Origin of the sequence: Sphingorhabdus contaminans, assembly GCF_007280415.1 — a bacterium.
Lineage (GTDB): Bacteria > Pseudomonadota > Alphaproteobacteria > Sphingomonadales > Sphingomonadaceae > Sphingorhabdus_B > Sphingorhabdus_B contaminans.
Window position 1 is genome coordinate 1,651,884 of the sequence record NZ_VKKU01000001.1, and the last position, 17,200, is coordinate 1,669,083.

Below are 17,200 nucleotides of genomic sequence, written 5' to 3' on the forward strand. Positions count from 1 at the left end.
ATGGTATAAGTTCCACTTGGAGCAAGGATATAGGGAGAGAGTCGGTGACTATTTCTGAAATATTGAGCAACAACAAGCATAGCATATTTACAGCACAACCTAATGAGAGTGTGGGGGAAGTTGTTGCACGTCTCGCAGAACATCGCATTGGCGCCTTGCCTGTGGTAGATGGCAAAGAGGTAGTCGGCATTTTTTCGGAGCGTGACATCGTCTACGGCATCGCGAAACATGGCGCGGCGTTTCTTGCAAAAACTGTCCGCGAAACAATGACGGCACCCGCCATCACGGTTTCCAGCGACACTGCAATTATGTCAGGTCTTTCACTAATGACAAAAAGGCGGATTAGACACCTCCCTGTAGTGGAAGATGGAAAGCTGACTGGGTTTGTTTCAATTGGCGACTTGGTTAAGCATAGAATTGAAAAAATTGAAGCGGAAGCAGCGGCAATGCGCGATTACATACAGATGGCATAGCTCGGAGCTTACCGCAAAATACGTCAACAGCGCCTGATTTTACAGTTAAGGGGAAATTTACGCTGATGCGATAACCGTCGGGGATGCAGGCTGCGCGCATCTCTACTATCAGACTGGTCTTAGCTGCGCTTGCGGCATTTTTTTCGTTAGTCGCATGCTCCTCGCAGGCATTGGCCAACAGTATCTCACTCGAAAGTTGCACGCTTGCCGCTACACCTGCGGATACAGTTCAATCGGTGCTTGCAAGGCCAAAAGCTTTCTCGTGCGCTGAAACGCAAAACCAGCTTCCTCCCGGTGATTACTGGGTTAAAATGAAGCTCCCGCACCTATTGCCAGGTGACGGCCGCAACCTTGTGTTCCGCACTGCCAGTCTTTGGGATGATGGATTTCAACTTTGGGCGATCCATCGAGATGGCCATATCGAAAAGTATCAGCCATTTCATGGGCAGTCGATAAGCCCAATGCGGCTAGGAGCCACGACAGTTGTGCCACTCCGCGATCACCCGGCACCCATTAAAATGCTTGTTGCAAAAGTTACGAATAGTGGCGCGGTGCGTGGAGTGATGTTGCAGTCACAAATCGGCACGAGCGAATCCGCAATAACTTTCGAAATGGTCATGAGCGTCTTTTATGCAGGCTTTGCCGGCGTCTGCATTGCTCTGCTTGTTTATAATATCGCACTCTGGCGGGCGATGCGTGAACCTTTTTTGCTCGCCTATTGTGCGATGATTTTTGCAACATTAACCTATGGCTTGTTCACTTCAGGTGCTTTGCACTATTTTGTATCAGGTTTGACGGGACCAGATCGTTTGCGGATTACAATCCCGCTGCTGGCTTACAGTGCCAGTTCCGCTCTGATCTTCGTTCGCTTCTTCTTTGCCAACACCGAAATTCCTGCGTGGTTAGTAAAGACGACAAATATCCAAGCGACAGCAATGGCTGCATACGCAACGATCTACGCAATCCTCGCTCCATGGCAAATCAAGACGCTGGATGCAATTTATGTGTACAGCTTTACACCGGTGCCCATCATTTTCGGTATCTACGTATGGAAAGCGTGGAAAAGCAAAGACCATTTCCTAAGTTATTTTTTATTGGGCTGGAGTGGTGTTGCGCTTTCAACATTTTTAAGGATGTTGCATGCTTTCGATTTTGTTCCCTACCACATCCTGATCGAGAACAGCACGCTGTTCGGAATGGCTTTCGAAGCATTGGTCAGCTCGCTAGCTATCGGCTATCGTGTTCGCCTGCTGGCAAAGGCGCGCGACCGCGCAGAAATCGCCGAGGCGCACGCAATGGCTATCGCAGATACAGACCCCCTAACCGGATTGCTGAACCGTCGAGCATTTCTACGGGCATTACTTGAACGACACAGCCATTGGACCTTGGTCTTGCTGGATGTAGATCATTTCAAAAGGGTCAATGACAGCCTCGGCCATGCCGGTGGTGATGAAGCTCTAGCCCTTATATCGCAGACGCTTCAGCAAGTCGCACCTCAAGGTGCATTGGTCGCGCGGCTCGGAGGCGAAGAGTTCGCAATTGCGTATCGTGGTAACCTTTTGTTGCTGGAGCCGGAAGATTTGCTAGCTTCGGTCCGGCAAATTAATCTGCCTCAAGGTTATAGAATTACCGCAAGTATCGGCATCGCAAATCGCATTGTAACATCCGAAGACGACTGGAAAATTCTATACCGTGCGGCAGATATGGCTCTGTATCGAGCTAAAACGGGTGGGCGGGATCGTTACATCCTGATCCGGCCTCAGAACGTGGCCGCATAACAATACCCAACCGCTCTGCTACCCTCCAGTCGCCTTTGTCGTTGAAGGTGTTGTAACCGTCTGCTGCGGCAACGGCGCAAAGACGGGTTTAGGTGCATATTTCATATTCCAGTCCGCAAGATCTCGCTCATATTGGGCGTATGCGTCAAAAAAGCGGATAAAAATACCGTCGATATCATTTAGACCGCCGACGGCATATTCGGGCAAGGCGGCTACGGGAACGGAATTTACTTCCACCACCTTACGTAACGCCATATCGCAATATTCCGATCGAACCGGTGGTAAAGCAAAATAATTATACAGGTCGGTCAGCTTGGTATCGCGCACACGGAGGCCGTTTTGGCCGGGGTATCGCGCTACATATTCACGATCCACGGTCTTGCTGCTTTTTGAAAGCTGCACCTTATGGGTAACAATAAATTTGTTATACTGAGTTGCAATCTGCCCCCACACGGGGCCTTGGCAATTGAGCGCAGCTACGTTTAGCGCCGCCCGGAAATGCCAAATTTGTTCATCGCGACTTAAACCCCGATTGGGGGTAACCCGCACACCATCTAAACCAAGCGCCGGAATTTTCATCGAAGCAGCAGCTCCGCCAGGAGGCAACGGCATGACCGGTGGAGGTGGCGGCGGAATATAAACCGGCGGAGGCGGAGCAATAACAACCGGCTTTGGCGCAGGAGCGCAAGCCGATATGGCGGTGACCGTGAACACGATTGCTGCCATGTTTTTAAAACCGCGACGCATTGTTTTCCCTCCAACCAAAGAGCGCCTTTCCAACAGGATTTTTACAACAAAGAAAAGTCTTCTTCGGTAAGCTGCGCAAAGAAAATGGCCCAGCGGTTTCCCGCCAGGCCAGTGATAGTGTTTCAACCTTAACCGAAGGTGACTCTTAGTCGCGATTACCTAGGAAGCTGAGTAAAAACTGGAACATGTTGATGAAGTCCAGATATAGGTTCAGCGCACCCATGATCGCGGCTTTACCTACCATATCCGAACCCCGGATTTGCAGGTAAATGCTCTTGATTGTTTGGGTGTCATAAGCGGTAAGACCTGCAAAAAGCAGCACGCCGACCGAGCTGATGACCCAGTGCATTGTATCCGACTGCAGCCAGATATTAGCAATCGACGCTACGATAAGTCCAACCAGACCCATGATCAAGAATGTGCCCATTCCGCTCAAATCCTTCTTGGTCGTATATCCCCAGAGGCTGAGGCCAGCAAAGGCAGCGGCAGTTGCAAAGAATGTCTGGGCAATTGATTCACCCGTGAACATCATGAATATTCGCGATAACGAAAGTCCCATCAGGACTGCGAACGCCCAAAACATCGCCTGAAGCGCGGGTGTTGAAAGGCGGTTTTGCCCAAAGCTCATGATCAGCACTACGACCAAGGGCGATAAGATTATTACCCAGCTTAACAAACTGGGATTGACCATCAGATTTTGCGCCAACTCGGTTTGAGCGAACAACATGGCGACAATTCCGGTTAAAAGAACACCGGACGCCATATAGTTGTAAACCTTAAGCATGTGGGCGCGAAGGCCTGCATCAACCGCCACGTCTCCGACGTTTGCGCCGACACCTGCAAGACTTGACTGGGTCCCGGTTACCCGTGGATCGGACCACTGTGCCATGACTTATTTCTCCTCAAAACACGGCACCATAGCCGCATAGACATAATATTGGAGGAATTCACTCCAATTTCAAGCAAAACACGACATCAAATTCTTGGAAATTTCCATTTTGATGATTGAAGACCGGCAGAAATCCTTCAATTGACATTATGGTTTCAGTCTTTTGATGAAATGTTCTGCTGCAGACTGCACTTGTCTCCAACATGTTTCAAAATCCGCAGACGTACCATAATAGGGATCCGCAACAGATCTCCCTTTTGCCCCGGGCGTATAATCCAGAAAAAGTGAGAGGTCTGCCAAGGATCCCTCCGGCGTCATTGATTGTAGATATCGCAGGTTGGGAATGTCCATTGCGAGTATGTAGTCGAGTTTAAAGAAGTCGGATTCTTCAATCTGTCGGGCCCGCATTTTGCGAATATCGATCCCGCCCATGTTCAGCGCAACTGCACAAGCCCGTTTATCAGGCGCATTTCCGACATGCCAGTCGCCAGTACCTGCGGAATCAACGTGGACTTCTACGCCCGACTTTTCAGCCGCTTGCCGCAAGGCAGCTTCGGCAAGTGGCGAACGACAAATATTGCCAAGGCATACCATCAAAACCGTCGGTCGTTTACTCGTTTTGTAATGGTTCATTCTTGCTCTGCCAAGTTGAATAGTAATTCAGGTTGCGCCAAAAACACGTTCTGCTAGCCATGATATTATGTGGCGGCAACAGCCAAGAACAGGGAGATGGATGTGAGTGAAACGGTCGAAAGCGCCAAAGAAAACGCTGGACCCACGCCGGAAACTCCTGCCCGGGAAGCGACCGGATATAGCTGGTATGTCTTGACCGTTCTGGTTGTTGTCTACATTCTCAATTTTATTGATCGTCAGATCGTCAGCATTTTGGCCGTTGATATCAAGGCCGACCTCGGACTGACCGACTCCGATATGGGCTTTCTTGGAGGCGCAGCTTTTGCAGTATTCTATGCGCTTTTCGGCATACCGCTGGGACGTCTTGCGGACAATTGGAACAGGGTTCGGCTACTTTCGATAGGTCTAGCGTTGTGGTCCCTGATGACGGCGCTTTCGGGATTTGCTCGCAACCAAATCGAATTGACGCTGGCCCGTATGGGGGTTGGCATTGGCGAGGCGACGGCGAGCCCAACTGCCTATTCCCTTATTTCCGACTATTTTCCGAAGCGGCAGAGAGCGACTGCTCTCGCCATATATTCTTCCGGCCTATATATCGGCGGCGGCGTGTCCCTGTTCATCGGTGCGCTCATTGTACAGGCTTGGAATAACGCATATCCCAACGGCGGCCCCCTTAACCTCGTGGGTTGGCAAGCAGCATTTCTAGCGGTCGGTATTCCCGGTATATTGGTTGCGTTGTGGGTATCCAGCTTGCGCGAACCGGTGCGCGGCGCGATGGACGGGTTAGCTGCGACAAGCCATGAAAGCCCATTTCGCGCTTTTTTCAGCGACCTTTCTATGATTGTGCCACCTTTTACGCTTTATGGCGCGTGGCAGCGCGGGCCGGTTGCCCTTGCCATTAACCTGTTGACTGCGTCGGCTATCGCCGCATTCGCCGCATGGATGATAGATCTGACGGGCAACTTACCTCAATGGTCCGCGGTCGGCTTTGGATATTATGCAGTATTTTCATGGGCTTCGACTTTGCGCGCGAAAGATCCCGCAACCTTTCGGCTAATCTGGGGAACGCCCGCCTTTATCTGCACGACCCTAGGCTATGGACTGGTTTCGCTGGCAGCCTACGCACTGTCATTCTGGTCGGCACCTTATGCGGAGATCGTTCTCAAGCTTCCGAAACAAGAGCTAGCCTTTATCTTGGGCGCCAATGGCGCGTTAGCTGGATTTTTAGGAGTTATTATTGGAGGTCGTGTTGCCGACGGTTTGCGGGCTAAGTATCCGGCAGGCCGCATTCTGGTCATCATCCTTGGCGTGGTTGGACCCATTGTTCCTATCTGGATCGGCTACACCACAGAAGACTCAACTCTGTTTTACGCAATGAATTTCTTGGCCGGTATGTTGGGCGCGACTGCCCTTGGCGCTGCTGCGGCGACTACGCAGGATCTGGTCCTGCCCCGTATGCGCGGTACAGCTACAGCAGCCTTCTTTTTGGGCACAACTCTCGTCGGGTTGTCCTTTGGACCTTACATGGTCGGGCAGATTTCGGATCTGGCAGGAACAATGATTGATGGCAAACTGGTGGGCAACTTACGCATCGGCATCCTGTCACTGATTGCGGTCGCTCCGATCGCGTTGGCGTTACTTGTATCCGCGTACCGCCTTGTTCCTAAGGCCGAAGCAAGCATTGTAGAACGTGCACGTGATGCAGGAGAACTCATTTAATCGCTCGATTAAATTCTGCTTGACCCTAACGTCAACTTGGTGTCTCTACTGACCATCAACGATACTATCTGGAGAGTCACATGTCGCTCGATACCATCCCTCGTTCAGCATATAATGAAGACCACGAAGCCTTTCGCCAATCGGTTCGACAATTCCTGCTGAAAGAGGTCGCACCTCACGCAAAACAGTGGCAGGAAGATGGTATCGTCCCCAAATCCATTTGGCCCAAAGCGGGAGAGGTTGGTCTGTTGTGCCCAACGGTGCCCGTTGAATATGGCGGTATGGGCTTGGATTTTGGATATAATGCGATCGTAGATGAAGAATCCGCCTATTATGGCGGTGCGGCGACCGGCTTCTCTTTACAGTCCGACATCGTTGTAAATTATCTCGTCAGCTACGGCAGTGAAGAGCAGAAAAAACATTGGCTCCCCAAGATGATTTCCGGTGAAGTTATCACTGCGATCGCTATGACCGAGCCTGGAACTGGCTCTGACCTGCAAGGTATGAAAACCAGCGCGCGCAAGGATGGCAACCATTATGTCATCAACGGCAGCAAGACCTACATTACCAATGGTCAGAACGCGGATCTCATTCTTGTGTGTGTGAAAACAGACACTGAAATTCAGCCAGCTTGGAAAGGCATGTCCATCATTTTGGTCGAAGCGGACCGGGAAGGTTTCAAGCGTGGCCGCAATCTCGATAAAATCGGCATGGATGAGGCTGATACGTCCGAACTATTCTTTGAAGATGTGCGTGTCCCGATGACCAATTGCCTCGGTGAGGAAGGCAAAGGCTTTATTTATCTCATGAGCGAGCTACCCCAAGAACGCCTTTCAATCGCTGTTTCTACAATGGCTAGCACTCAAAAGGCTTTTGATGAGACGGTTGCCTTCGCGCGCGAGCGTATAGTTTTTGGTAAGCCCTTACTCGATTTCCAGAATACACGGTTCGTATTGGCCGACATCAAGGCGAAGCTTCAGGTTGGTTGGGCTCACCTGGATTGGGCGCTAAACCGCCATTATAAAAAAGAACTCACTCCTGAAGAGGGTGCTGCTGCAAAGCTTTGGCACACCGATCTTCAGTGGGAAGTCATGGACGCTTGCCTTCAGTTGCACGGTGGCGCAGGCTACATGAACGAATATCCAATCGCCCGTATGTGGCGTGGCGCACGCGTAAGCCGTATTTTCGGCGGTACAAACGAAATCATGAAAGAGTTGATCGGCCGGAGCTTGTAGGTCGCCAAATCCATCACGCAATTCCCGAATTTGTCAGACGCGTACACTGACAATTCGGGATAATGCGTTATGGCCGCGCCCGCTGAATGCGATTCGGTGCGAATAATGTTTTGAAAGTTTTGAGAATGCCCAAACCACAGCCTTGGCAACTTGATCCCGCCAGCTACCCTTTCAGCCATCGCACCGAAACGAGATTTGCTGACATGGATGTGTTGGGGCACATAAACAATGTGTCGATGGCAGGTCTGTTTGAACATGGCCGTGGAATGTTCAACCATGCAATTGAAGTGCAACGCCGGGCTGCGGGACAGCGCTGGCTAATCGTGAGCGTATCCCTAGACTATATTGCGGAAGCCCATTTTCCAGAGCATGTAGATGTCGCCAGCGGCATTCTTAGAATCGGCAACAGCAGTTGGGACATTGCTTCCGCTGCATTCCAGGGCGGCCAATGTAAGGCGACGTGTATTACGACAATAGTTTTAACTGACACCAACGGCCCAACCACCATCAACGCAGATTTGCATAGGGAATTTCAGCGGTTGACCGTTAAAAAGTGATCAATCTTTAAAATTTGCTGTACGTTTTAACATCTGAGACATCACAGCCTCGATTTGGTTAGGTGTCCGGATTACGCGGTTCTGCCGGACGCTTTCCGACATCAATATCTCATCTTCACTTAAATCCGTATATTCGTTGAACAGGGCTTTAGCCTCACGCATAGCCTCAGGATTTCTGTTCGCAATTTCCCGCGCAATCGCCATGGCTCGTGCGTGCGGATTATCATCAACGTAAGTCGCAAATCCTAGCGTCAGTGCATCCAAACCGGAAAATTCCCTATTCGTATATGTCAACTCCCGGAGCACGTCTTCACGCACCATGCCTCGCCAAAGAGCATAACCTCCCATATCGGGAATCAGTCCCCATTTCATCTCCATGACCGCCATCCGCGCATCGGGGGCAACAATACGAAAGTCGGCACCACTCGCAATTTGAAGCCCGCCTCCAAAGCATACTCCATGGACTGCCGCGATAACCGGCATGGGCAATTTGCGCCAAAGCATAGCAACTTGCTGAAAAGTGTTTGCATTACCATGCGTGCGTTCAACTAAACTTTTTGCTCCGCCGCCGCTCGCGCTTGCACCGCCACCTTTCATACTTTCCATATCAAGCCCGGCACAAAAACTACGTCCCTCACCCGATAAAACAACGACACGAATTCCCTGCATAGATGCGATCCGTTCACCGACCGCAATAATTCCTTCGAACATAGCAGGGTCCAGAGCATTCATTTTATCCGCCCGGGTCAGTCGCACATCTGCAACATGGTTTTCGACGGTTATGCTTACACGTTCATTCATGCAGACTTTTCCTTCAAAGCAAATTCCACAAGTGGCAACTGGTCGTTGCCGAAATACATTTTAGTTGTGTCGACGAAGATCGTTGGCGACCCATAACCGCCGCGCGCTATTACTTCCTCAGTATTTGCGCGGAGCAGCGACTTCACCTCATCGGTCTGCGCCGCAGCCTTCATGGCTTCTCCGTCCAATCCTGCTGCGTTTGCTACCGCAACTAGAATGTCCGGATCGTCAAGATTTTCTTCGCGCCCGAAATAGCTTTCAAATGCTGCCTTTGTAAAAGTGCTAAGCGCCGACATGTCGTCTGCCAACGTACATGCCATGCGCATGGCGTGCACGCTTTTCGCTGGGTGAAATTGCGAGGGGAAACGCAATGGAACTCCCGTCAATGCAGCCCAGTCTTTAAGCACGCGCCAGCTGTGTATCAATTTGCGATTATCCGTATCTTCGCGTGCGGCATAGACCGACTGGTTCACGGCGTTGAAGACCCCGCCAACCAATATCGGTCGCAGACGCGCTGTTGCACCCGTTCTTGCCAAAACATTTTGCAAATTGGTAAAGGCCAAATAGGTCCAAGGACTGGAAAGATCATAAAAAAATTCAACCCGATCGCCTGGCATATGGGCCTCTCCTTTGCATCGGTTCATACCATCCGTAGCTTTTTAATGAAGCAATTAGTTATCAAAGAACAAAGATTGGAATGTTCCAACGCTTGTCGGCGAATTTACACATTTGGCCGCATGTGACGATATACAGCCCACGTCTTAAATTGACTTTAACCATATCGCGTCACAGGGGATGGGGATAATATTCCGTCCAATTTGGATTAGGACAGGGGTCGCTTATGTTTGAAGGCAAAGATTTGCGCTTTGCCAGTGCTGGGGTGGGAGGTAGCGTCGCACTTGCGGACGCTATGGTCATACCCTTGCGCCAAACAGCTGTCAGGTCTTGGATCGACCGCATCGGAGAACTCGACCTCGTTCCGGACTTAGGCGAAGATGTCGGATCTATCCGTTGGTTTCGCGGACTCGGGACACTTACTGCATTAAGCGTGTGCGCACTTGCATTGCTGCCAGATTTCGGACCAGTTTTTGGTGCACAGCCGGCATTGCCAACAGAGGCTGAGTTTGAAGAAGCCCGTGCGCAAATGATCATGCCGATCGCATTTGGCAGCGACAGCGGCAAGCGTATGGCTGCAACAGACACAGTTGTCGCGTTAGCGGGCAGTCCGGAACGTCCGCGGATTGAATTGACAGCCACTCTTGGCCGCGGGGACAGCTTTTCCCGAGTTCTTCAACGCGCAGGCGTAGGGGGCGGCGAAGCTAGTTTAGTTACATCAATGGTGTCGAGCGCAACGCCCTTGAACGGTATTGAGCCTGGCACCCCGATCGATATCGTGTTGGGCAAGAGAACGACTAAAAATGTTGCGCGTCCGCTGGAATCTGTCGCCTTTCGAGCCCGGTTTGATCTGAACTTGGAAGTAAGTCGAAGCGGAAACAGTTTGCAACTTATTCGCAAACCCATTGCCGTTGACGACACACCGTTACGTATCAGAGGTGTGATAGGCGATAGTCTGTATCGCTCGGCGCGCGCTGCTGGAGCACCCGCAACCGCGATTCAGGATTATCTGAAGGTGATTTCGGGCAGAACATCCCTGTCCACGCTACGCTCCAGCGATGAATTTGACATCATTGTGGATTACAAACGCGCAGAGACCGGCGAAGTCAAAGTTGGAAATCTCCTTTATGCAGGGGTCGATCGTGAAGGTCGATCTGCAATCCAGATGCTAAAGTGGACCGTAGGCGAGACATCTCAGTGGTTTGAAGCTTCCGGTGTCGGTGAATCTCGAGGTGCACTGAGCAGGCCTGTCAATGGCGCAATTACATCCGGATTCGGAATGCGTCGTCATCCAATATTGGGCTATAGTCGTATGCACAGCGGTCTTGATTTCAAGGCCAGTTATGGCACTCCAATTTACGCCGTTACCGATGGGACTGTTGCTTTCGCCGGTCGCAAAGGTGGATATGGGAATTTTGTACAGCTGAACCACGGCGGCGGTCTGGCATCGGGATATGGCCACATGAGCCGCTTTGCCGTAACCGCCGGCACACGTGTCCGGCGGGGTCAAATCATTGGCTATGTTGGATCAACCGGGCTTTCGACCGGTCCGCATCTGCACTATGAACTATATCGTGGCGGTAGGGCTGTGAACCCGATGTCTGTGAAGTTTACGCAGCGCGCACAGTTGTCCGGAAACGATCTGGCACGATTCAAAGGGCGATTGAATAGCTTGAAATCAGTCAAGGCGGGGGCGGCACTTGCTCCTTTGCGACCTACCGAGCGTGTTCAGGAAAAACCGAAGCGCGAAATTGATCGGCTGACGCAAAACATGGATGGTCGCCCTCCACGCGGATAATCCGTTGAGCATAATGGATTGCTTCGCTAGACAACGGTCATGAGTGACTTTGCAAGTTTTCCAAACACCCGCATGCGGCGCAGTCGTGTCGCATCGTGGAGCCGTAAGATGGTGGCGGAAACGACACTCGATTCTTCCGACTTAATCTGGCCTTTGTTTATTACAGAAGGTGTCTCCGTCGAGGAACCGATAGCTGCATTGCCAGGGGTATCCCGTTGGTCAGTAGACAATATAGTCAACCGGGCAGCAGAGGCTATAGCGCTCGGCATTCCTTGCATCGCATTGTTTCCAAACACCCAGACCGATCGCCGAAGCAATGACGGCGATGAAGCATTGAACCCCGATAATCTGATGTGCCGGGCGATCCGGGCCATTAAGGCTGCACATGGCGACGCAATTGGAGTGCTTACGGACGTGGCGCTAGACCCTTATACAGCACATGGCCAGGACGGGTTGATTGATGAATCGGGCTATGTTCTGAATGACGAAACTGTTGCTGTTTTAGTTGACCAAGCGGTTAACCAGGCAAATGCTGGGGCGGACATCATCGCACCCAGCGATATGATGGACGGCCGTATTGGTGCAATCCGTAAAGCACTGGAAATGAACGGTCACTCCAACGTGCAAATCATGTCCTATGCCGCAAAATATGCCAGTGCCTTTTACGGACCTTTCCGCGACGCTGTTGGCTCACGCGGCCTGCTAAAAGGCGAAAAAAAGGGTTATCAAATGGATCCCGCGAATAGTGATGAAGCTCTGCGCGAAGTTGCCATGGATATTTCCGAAGGCGCCGATAGCGTGATGGTCAAGCCGGGTCTGCCTTATCTCGACATTATTCGCCGCGTCAGGGACCGTTTCGAAGTACCCGTTTTTGCGTATCAGGTGTCCGGTGAATACGCCATGATAGAAGCTGCCGCTGCCGTCGGGGCCGGTGACCGAGATGCACTGGTTTTGGAAACTTTGACGGCGTTTAAGCGGGCTGGCTGCTCGGGCATACTCACTTACCATGCAGCGCATGCAGCACGACTACTTCGGACGAATACATGACCGCACGCACCTTGGGTGACAGCAGGGTGCTGTTCCTCGTGACGATATTGACTGGCAGCTTTCTGCTTTTCTTGGTGCAACCTATGATTGCACGCATGGCATTGCCACGTCTGGGCGGCGCACCCGCGGTTTGGAACAGCGCGATGCTGGTATATCAGGCATTGTTATTGGCCGGCTATGCTTATGCCCATCGCCTTTCACGTGCTTCGCCGAGGCGACAGGTCATCATTCACATTGCTCTTTTTGCATTCGCCATCTTGTGGTTGCCCATCGGCCTTGCGGATTTGCATCCTCCGGCAGACGGATCGCCGATTTTCTGGGTTCCTTGGTTATTGATTGCATCAATTGGTCCGCTGTTCTTTGTGGTTGCTGCCCAAGCACCGTTAATGCAGCGGTGGTACAGCATGTCGGGAAACCAGGGTGAACCCTATGCGCTCTATGCTGCGTCCAACATCGGGAGTTTTGGCGGACTTATTGCCTATCCGATTCTGGTGGAACCCTTTGCGACTATCCAAAGCCAAAAGTGGATTTGGAGCGGCATTTACATTGCGTTGCTGGGATTAGTCTGTGCTTGCGCAGCGATGATATGGCGTAATGCGGGGGCCAGTTCTGCAGCCCCTGAGGATTCAACCGACCACTTGCCAATCGGATGGCGGCGCCGGCTCTACTGGGTTGTTTTGGCCGCCGTTCCATCGGGATTAATGCTATCGACAACATCGCATCTGACTACCGATCTGATGGCAATGCCGCTCATTTGGGTTATTCCGCTCGGTATCTACCTGCTCAGTTTCAGTGTCGCGTTCGCTGACAATCAAAAGCCAGCCTATTGGATTAGTCGATTTGCCCCGGTCGTGTTGATTATCTCGGCAGCCTTCGTCTTCATCGTTTGGGGCAAGGCGGCGATCGGCGGCTTAACCGCCAGTTTGAGCTTGCTCTTCATCGTCGCGGTTGCGCTGCATAATGAAATGTACAGGACTCGTCCTGCGCCTGCACAGCTCACAAGCTTTTATCTCATGATGTCGGTGGGTGGCGTCTTGGGAGGATTCTTCTGTGCAATTCTTGCGCCTCTTCTTTTTGACTGGACATGGGAGCATCCGATTTTGATTTTAATGGCGGCAGCATTGCTCCCTGCCATCCCGCTCCTGCATTTGAACGAAAGTGACAAACGACTGCCATTCATCATGGCTGTAATTGGGACGATTGCGCTTGTCCTCGGCCTGTTTGGCGGCATCACGGAACCTATCGATTCAAGCTTTACCAAGATTGTTCTCGCCGCCACGATTATCACCTTGGGCATCGCTGTGGCCGGGTTTCGGTTGCCATTCCTGCTTGCTGTTGCGGGTCTGTTGACGATTAATGGCGGCTGGTACAGCGTTCAGCAAAGCCTCGATGGCGTACGAATGCGGAGTTATTTCGGCACGTACACTGTAAATGCCAGCGAAAGCGGCCGGGTGCGTTGGCTTAATCACGGTACCACGATGCATGGGATGCAATTGCTGGACGATCCTACCCGCCCAATCAGCTATTATCCGGACACATCAGGTGTCGGTATTGCGATGCGAAATGCTCCGCGCCTTTATGGTCCGAACGCGAGTATTGGCGTCGTAGGTCTCGGAACGGGAACTTTGGCCTGTTATCGCCAGCCTGGGCAAGATTGGCAGTTTTTTGAAATCGATCCTCTGGTCATCGAAATTGCGCGCGAGCGCAGAATTTTTTCATTCCTTGAAGAATGCGCGCCCGATGTTCCAATCACCCTTGGCGATGCACGCCTGACTTTGACGGCGGTTCCGCAAGGGAAGTTCGATATTTTGGCACTGGATGCTTTTTCATCTGATTCGATCCCGCTTCACCTTTTGACCAAAGAGGCATTCGCGACGTATCGTAAAGCATTGAAGCCAGACGGCCTCTTGCTTGTCCATATCTCTAACAGATATATTGACCTAAATCCCGTCGTCGCAGCCGAAGTAAAAGCCAATGGTTGGACCGCCGCCCTGCGTCATGACAGTCCGACCGAGGAACTCATAAATCGCGGCAATCGAGCTTCACAATGGATCGCGCTGAGCCGAGATCGTGCAAAACTGGCCGAGCTTACGGGTAAGGTAGATAAGGTGAAAAGCCGCTACTATAATCCTGACCAGTGGATTGAACTCGATGCACCTGGAAATACCAGCCCCTGGACAGATAATTATGCATCCGTTCTGCCCCATTTATCTCTTTGGAAAACCCTATGACTATTCATCGTCCAGATGTCAGCATCATCACCATAAACGGGAAAACCCCAAAAATTGATGACAGCGCTTTCATTGCACCTGGCTGCCGGATTATTGGCGACGTCGTCATCGGGCCGGAATCCAGCATCTGGTATAATTGTGTAGTCCGCGCCGAGGTCAATACGATCGTCATTGGCTCCCGCACAAACATCCAAGATGGCAGCGTTATACATTGTGATGGCCCTGCCCCGGGTTATCCCGACGGATGTCCTACAGCCATCGGCGACGATGTGCTCGTCGGGCACAATGTCCTGTTGCACGGCTGCGTTTTAAAAGATCGGGCATTTGTAGGCTTATCAGCAACCGTCATGAACGGCGCGGTGATCGAAGGCGACGGCATGCTTGCAGCAGGTGCTATGCTTACTCAAGGAAAACATATCGAGGCGCGGCAATTATGGGCAGGATCGCCGGCTCGGTTTGTTCGTGACTTAGACGATGCTGCAGTCATGGGAATGCGAATGGGTGTGGCGCATTATGTAGAAAACGCCAAAGCCCATGCCGCTGCTATTGCACAAAACTAGAATTTCGCGCGGATCGTGAAACGGCCATTTATGGGCGCTCCAGTCGAAATATTGTTGTTGTTATGTGAGTCTGAAAAATAGGTCGCATCAAACAGGTTTTCCAAATTCACCTGCATTTCAATCGCATCGCTAAGGTTAAAATACACTGCTGCGTCGACGCGTGTGAAGGCGGGCAACCTTGTAGTCGATGCGGCGGTACGAATGGCGGCAAACTGGCTGGATTGATGAATTATGCCCACGCCGGCAGCCAAACGCCTGCTGAATTCATATCGGTTCCACAAATTCGCCTGGTGTTTTGGAACCTGGCCCAACCGCACCAAATCGTTACCGGCGAGGACAGCATCTTGGTAGCTGTAACCACCATGCACTTGCCACTTCGGAGTGATGCGTCCCGCTACAGACAGTTCCAAACCTTTGGTAGTGGTCTTTCCGACGTTAATTGTCGTCAGTGGATTCTGCGGGTCCGGCGTTGTCGCATTGCTGCGATCCAGTTGAAATAGGGCGAACGTTAGATTGAGATTTGGCCGCACATCCCACTTTGCCCCCAGCTCATAGTTAGTGAACTTTTCCGGCGCGAGATTTTCCTGCGTTGTACTCAAACTAAGGAATTGGTCGCCTGATCGCGGCAAAAACGACTGACTGTAACTGCCGTAGATCGACACGCTTTCGACAGGTTTGAATATCAATCCAAGCCGCGGGCTTACCTTAGTATCTTTTCGCGCAAAGGGCCTGTCAATGAGGGGGAACTGGTCCACACCTTCTATGTCGAACCTGTCATACCGCAATCCACCGACGATGTCGAAATGCTCACCAATGCTAATTTGATCCTGCACATAGGCCGAAAAAAACATCACTTCGGATATGGTGTCTCGTGCAGGCACATTGAAAGCTACTGTGGGAAAGATGGGATTGGCCAGATTGAAAGACGCGTTTGACAACGTCCCATTTGTGCGACGATTTTTACTTTTTTGGTCGCCATACTCGATTCCGACCAGAATCTTATGCGCCAACGGGCCAGTTTGAACGTCCCAAACCAAATTGCCTTGCGTAATGAAGTTCGTGCGTTTTGTGGGATCGCTGTAGGCAGCCAATACTACGGTACCATTTTGACCCGTTGCCGGACCATTTGCAAAAACGTTGTCGTAAATCTTGTCATAGTGGCCGTACAATAAGGTGCCGTTAAACTGCAGGTTTTCGGCGAGTTGCCCATCCAAACGCAATTTACCGATCTGGGCTTCCAGTTTGGTCCGGTTTATGTTCGGAATTCCAAAAAACTGATCCCGATATCCTCGCAAAGGCGTGTTTGGTTGACCGGTAACAGTTGCGATTGAAGGAACGCCTCGATCCGTTGTGCGATCATCGTGCACATATTCATACGAAAGTCCCAGATTCCAATCAGCGCCTAACTTGAAGGCGAGATAGGGGTTCCAAGCGTATCGCTCGCCTCCAACAAAGTCGCGGTGGCTGTCGAGATTTTCGTAAACTGCATTTAGTCGAACTGCCGCAACATCATTCAACGGGGCGTTCAGGTCGGCAGATACATCAAAAGCACCGAAACTGTTAACGCTGGCCTGACCTGCATAAAAAACATCGGTCTTTGGCGATTTCTGCACCCGGTTGATGATTCCGCCACCGCCACCACGCCCGAAGATTAAAGCATAGGGTCCTTTCAATATTTCGACGCGCTCTATGTTGTAGATGCCGCGGTAATATTGGACATCGTCACGGACTCCATCGAGGAAAAAATCGGCTGTTGTATTCTGCCCACGCAAGGTGATCTGGTCTCTATTTCCCTCGCCTTGTCCCACGGTAGTGCCTGCCACGTAGCGCAAAACGTCGCTCAAGGAATGGTGCGCCTGATCGTCCAGTTGTTCCCGCGTTACCACGTTGATACTCTGGGGTATATCCAGCAACGGTGTATCGGTCTTGGTTGCCGTTACGGAGTTGGATGCCACATAGCCTTCGCTTACACCGGTAACAATAATTGTCCGACTGTCATCGTCGCTTGCCATCTCTTCAGCCAAAACAGGCATATGGGATACGGCAGCGATAACCGTTGCCACCGATAAAGATATTGAATGACGCACTGTAATCCCTTGAACTGTATATTGAGAATG

At 51.4% G+C, this 17,200-nt stretch carries 15 protein-coding genes; 9 read left to right on the plus strand and 6 right to left on the minus strand.

Going from position 1 to position 17,200, the window contains the following annotated elements; all coding sequences use genetic code 11:
• The first annotated feature begins 44 nt into the window (after positions 1 to 44).
• Entirely contained in the window at positions 45 to 473 is a 429-nt protein-coding gene (locus FOM92_RS07990) for a CBS domain-containing protein (protein WP_143776205.1), read from the plus strand.
• Between the two features lie 170 nt (positions 474 to 643).
• The gene (locus tag FOM92_RS07995) at positions 644 to 2,251 is read left to right on the plus strand and encodes a GGDEF domain-containing protein (protein ID WP_211347363.1); all 1,608 of its coding nucleotides are present in this window, start codon (positions 644 to 646) and stop codon (positions 2,249 to 2,251) included.
• Positions 2,252 to 2,269: 18 nt separating this feature from the next.
• Here the strand turns inward: FOM92_RS07995 and FOM92_RS08000 are convergent, their stop codons facing one another.
• The 3 genes from FOM92_RS08000 to FOM92_RS08010 form a co-directional block, all read right to left on the minus strand.
• Complete coding sequence (locus tag FOM92_RS08000) at positions 2,270 to 3,124, minus strand: hypothetical protein (protein WP_143776207.1); 855 nt, start codon at positions 3,122 to 3,124, stop codon at positions 2,270 to 2,272.
• Between the two features lie 19 nt (positions 3,125 to 3,143).
• Positions 3,144 to 3,887 carry a Bax inhibitor-1/YccA family protein gene (locus FOM92_RS08005; RefSeq protein WP_143776208.1) on the minus strand — a complete coding sequence of 248 codons (744 nt, stop codon included), beginning with the start codon at positions 3,885 to 3,887 and terminating at the stop codon, positions 3,144 to 3,146.
• A gap of 147 nt (positions 3,888 to 4,034) precedes the next feature.
• Entirely contained in the window at positions 4,035 to 4,520 is a 486-nt protein-coding gene (locus FOM92_RS08010) for a low molecular weight protein-tyrosine-phosphatase (RefSeq protein ID WP_143776209.1), read from the minus strand.
• Between the two features lie 96 nt (positions 4,521 to 4,616).
• On the opposite strand from FOM92_RS08010, the gene FOM92_RS08015 reads away from it, so the two are divergent.
• The 3 genes from FOM92_RS08015 to FOM92_RS08025 all read left to right on the plus strand — a co-directional run bounded on the left by FOM92_RS08015 (position 4,617) and on the right by FOM92_RS08025 (position 8,031).
• Positions 4,617 to 6,239, plus strand: coding sequence for a spinster family MFS transporter (locus tag FOM92_RS08015; RefSeq protein WP_143776210.1), 1,623 nt, complete (start codon positions 4,617 to 4,619; stop codon positions 6,237 to 6,239).
• A gap of 80 nt (positions 6,240 to 6,319) precedes the next feature.
• Positions 6,320 to 7,474: an acyl-CoA dehydrogenase family protein gene (locus tag FOM92_RS08020; protein WP_143776211.1), complete on the plus strand. Its 1,155-nt coding sequence runs from the start codon at positions 6,320 to 6,322 to the stop codon at positions 7,472 to 7,474.
• 86 nt (positions 7,475 to 7,560) lie between these two features.
• Positions 7,561 to 8,031 carry an acyl-CoA thioesterase gene (locus FOM92_RS08025; RefSeq protein WP_246087193.1) on the plus strand — a complete coding sequence of 157 codons (471 nt, stop codon included), beginning with the start codon at positions 7,561 to 7,563 and terminating at the stop codon, positions 8,029 to 8,031.
• On the opposite strand, the gene FOM92_RS08030 is transcribed toward FOM92_RS08025, so the two are convergent.
• Together FOM92_RS08030 and FOM92_RS08035 are read right to left on the minus strand one after the other, a co-directional pair.
• Positions 8,032 to 8,832 (minus strand): crotonase/enoyl-CoA hydratase family protein, encoded by an 801-nt coding sequence (locus FOM92_RS08030; protein WP_143776212.1) that lies wholly within the window; start codon positions 8,830 to 8,832, stop codon positions 8,032 to 8,034.
• Positions 8,829 to 9,449 (minus strand): 2-hydroxychromene-2-carboxylate isomerase, encoded by a 621-nt coding sequence (locus tag FOM92_RS08035; protein WP_143776213.1) that lies wholly within the window; start codon positions 9,447 to 9,449, stop codon positions 8,829 to 8,831. The genes FOM92_RS08030 and FOM92_RS08035 overlap by 4 nt, the downstream gene beginning before the upstream one ends.
• A 224-nt stretch (positions 9,450 to 9,673) precedes the next feature.
• On the opposite strand from FOM92_RS08035, the gene FOM92_RS08040 reads away from it, so the two are divergent.
• From FOM92_RS08040 to FOM92_RS08055, 4 genes are all read left to right on the plus strand, one after another.
• A complete protein-coding gene (locus FOM92_RS08040; RefSeq protein ID WP_143776214.1) occupies positions 9,674 to 11,245 on the plus strand; it encodes a M23 family metallopeptidase in 1,572 nt (523 codons plus the stop codon).
• A 39-nt stretch (positions 11,246 to 11,284) separates the two neighbouring features.
• Positions 11,285 to 12,292, plus strand: coding sequence for a porphobilinogen synthase (gene hemB / locus FOM92_RS08045; protein ID WP_143776215.1), 1,008 nt, complete (start codon positions 11,285 to 11,287; stop codon positions 12,290 to 12,292).
• A 167-nt stretch (positions 12,293 to 12,459) separates the two neighbouring features.
• Positions 12,460 to 14,523, plus strand: coding sequence for a fused MFS/spermidine synthase (locus FOM92_RS08050; RefSeq protein ID WP_342778173.1), 2,064 nt, complete (start codon positions 12,460 to 12,462; stop codon positions 14,521 to 14,523).
• Positions 14,520 to 15,083 (plus strand): gamma carbonic anhydrase family protein, encoded by a 564-nt coding sequence (locus FOM92_RS08055; RefSeq protein WP_143776217.1) that lies wholly within the window; start codon positions 14,520 to 14,522, stop codon positions 15,081 to 15,083. Before FOM92_RS08050 ends, FOM92_RS08055 begins: the two co-directional genes overlap by 4 nt.
• Here FOM92_RS08055 and FOM92_RS08060 read toward each other — a convergent pair.
• Positions 15,080 to 17,116 (minus strand): TonB-dependent receptor, encoded by a 2,037-nt coding sequence (locus FOM92_RS08060; protein WP_143776218.1) that lies wholly within the window; start codon positions 17,114 to 17,116, stop codon positions 15,080 to 15,082. The genes FOM92_RS08055 and FOM92_RS08060 overlap by 4 nt on opposite strands.
• Positions 17,117 to 17,200: the final 84 nt, after the last annotated feature.

Coding starts and splice junctions, on each gene's coding strand:
- FOM92_RS08005 (WP_143776208.1), bottom strand. CDS start 3,887: ATGGCACAGTGGTCCGATCCACGGGTAACCGGGACCCAGTCAAGTCTT.
- FOM92_RS08010 (WP_143776209.1), bottom strand. CDS start 4,520: ATGAACCATTACAAAACGAGTAAACGACCGACGGTTTTGATGGTATGC.
- FOM92_RS08015 (WP_143776210.1), top strand. CDS start 4,617: ATGGATGTGAGTGAAACGGTCGAAAGCGCCAAAGAAAACGCTGGACCC.
- FOM92_RS08020 (WP_143776211.1), top strand. CDS start 6,320: ATGTCGCTCGATACCATCCCTCGTTCAGCATATAATGAAGACCACGAA.
- FOM92_RS08025 (WP_246087193.1), top strand. CDS start 7,561: ATGCGATTCGGTGCGAATAATGTTTTGAAAGTTTTGAGAATGCCCAAA.
- FOM92_RS08030 (WP_143776212.1), bottom strand. CDS start 8,832: ATGAATGAACGTGTAAGCATAACCGTCGAAAACCATGTTGCAGATGTG.
- FOM92_RS08035 (WP_143776213.1), bottom strand. CDS start 9,449: ATGCCAGGCGATCGGGTTGAATTTTTTTATGATCTTTCCAGTCCTTGG.
- FOM92_RS08040 (WP_143776214.1), top strand. CDS start 9,674: ATGTTTGAAGGCAAAGATTTGCGCTTTGCCAGTGCTGGGGTGGGAGGT.
- hemB (WP_143776215.1), top strand. CDS start 11,285: ATGAGTGACTTTGCAAGTTTTCCAAACACCCGCATGCGGCGCAGTCGT.
- FOM92_RS08055 (WP_143776217.1), top strand. CDS start 14,520: ATGACTATTCATCGTCCAGATGTCAGCATCATCACCATAAACGGGAAA.
- FOM92_RS08060 (WP_143776218.1), bottom strand. CDS start 17,116: ATGCCTGTTTTGGCTGAAGAGATGGCAAGCGACGATGACAGTCGGACA.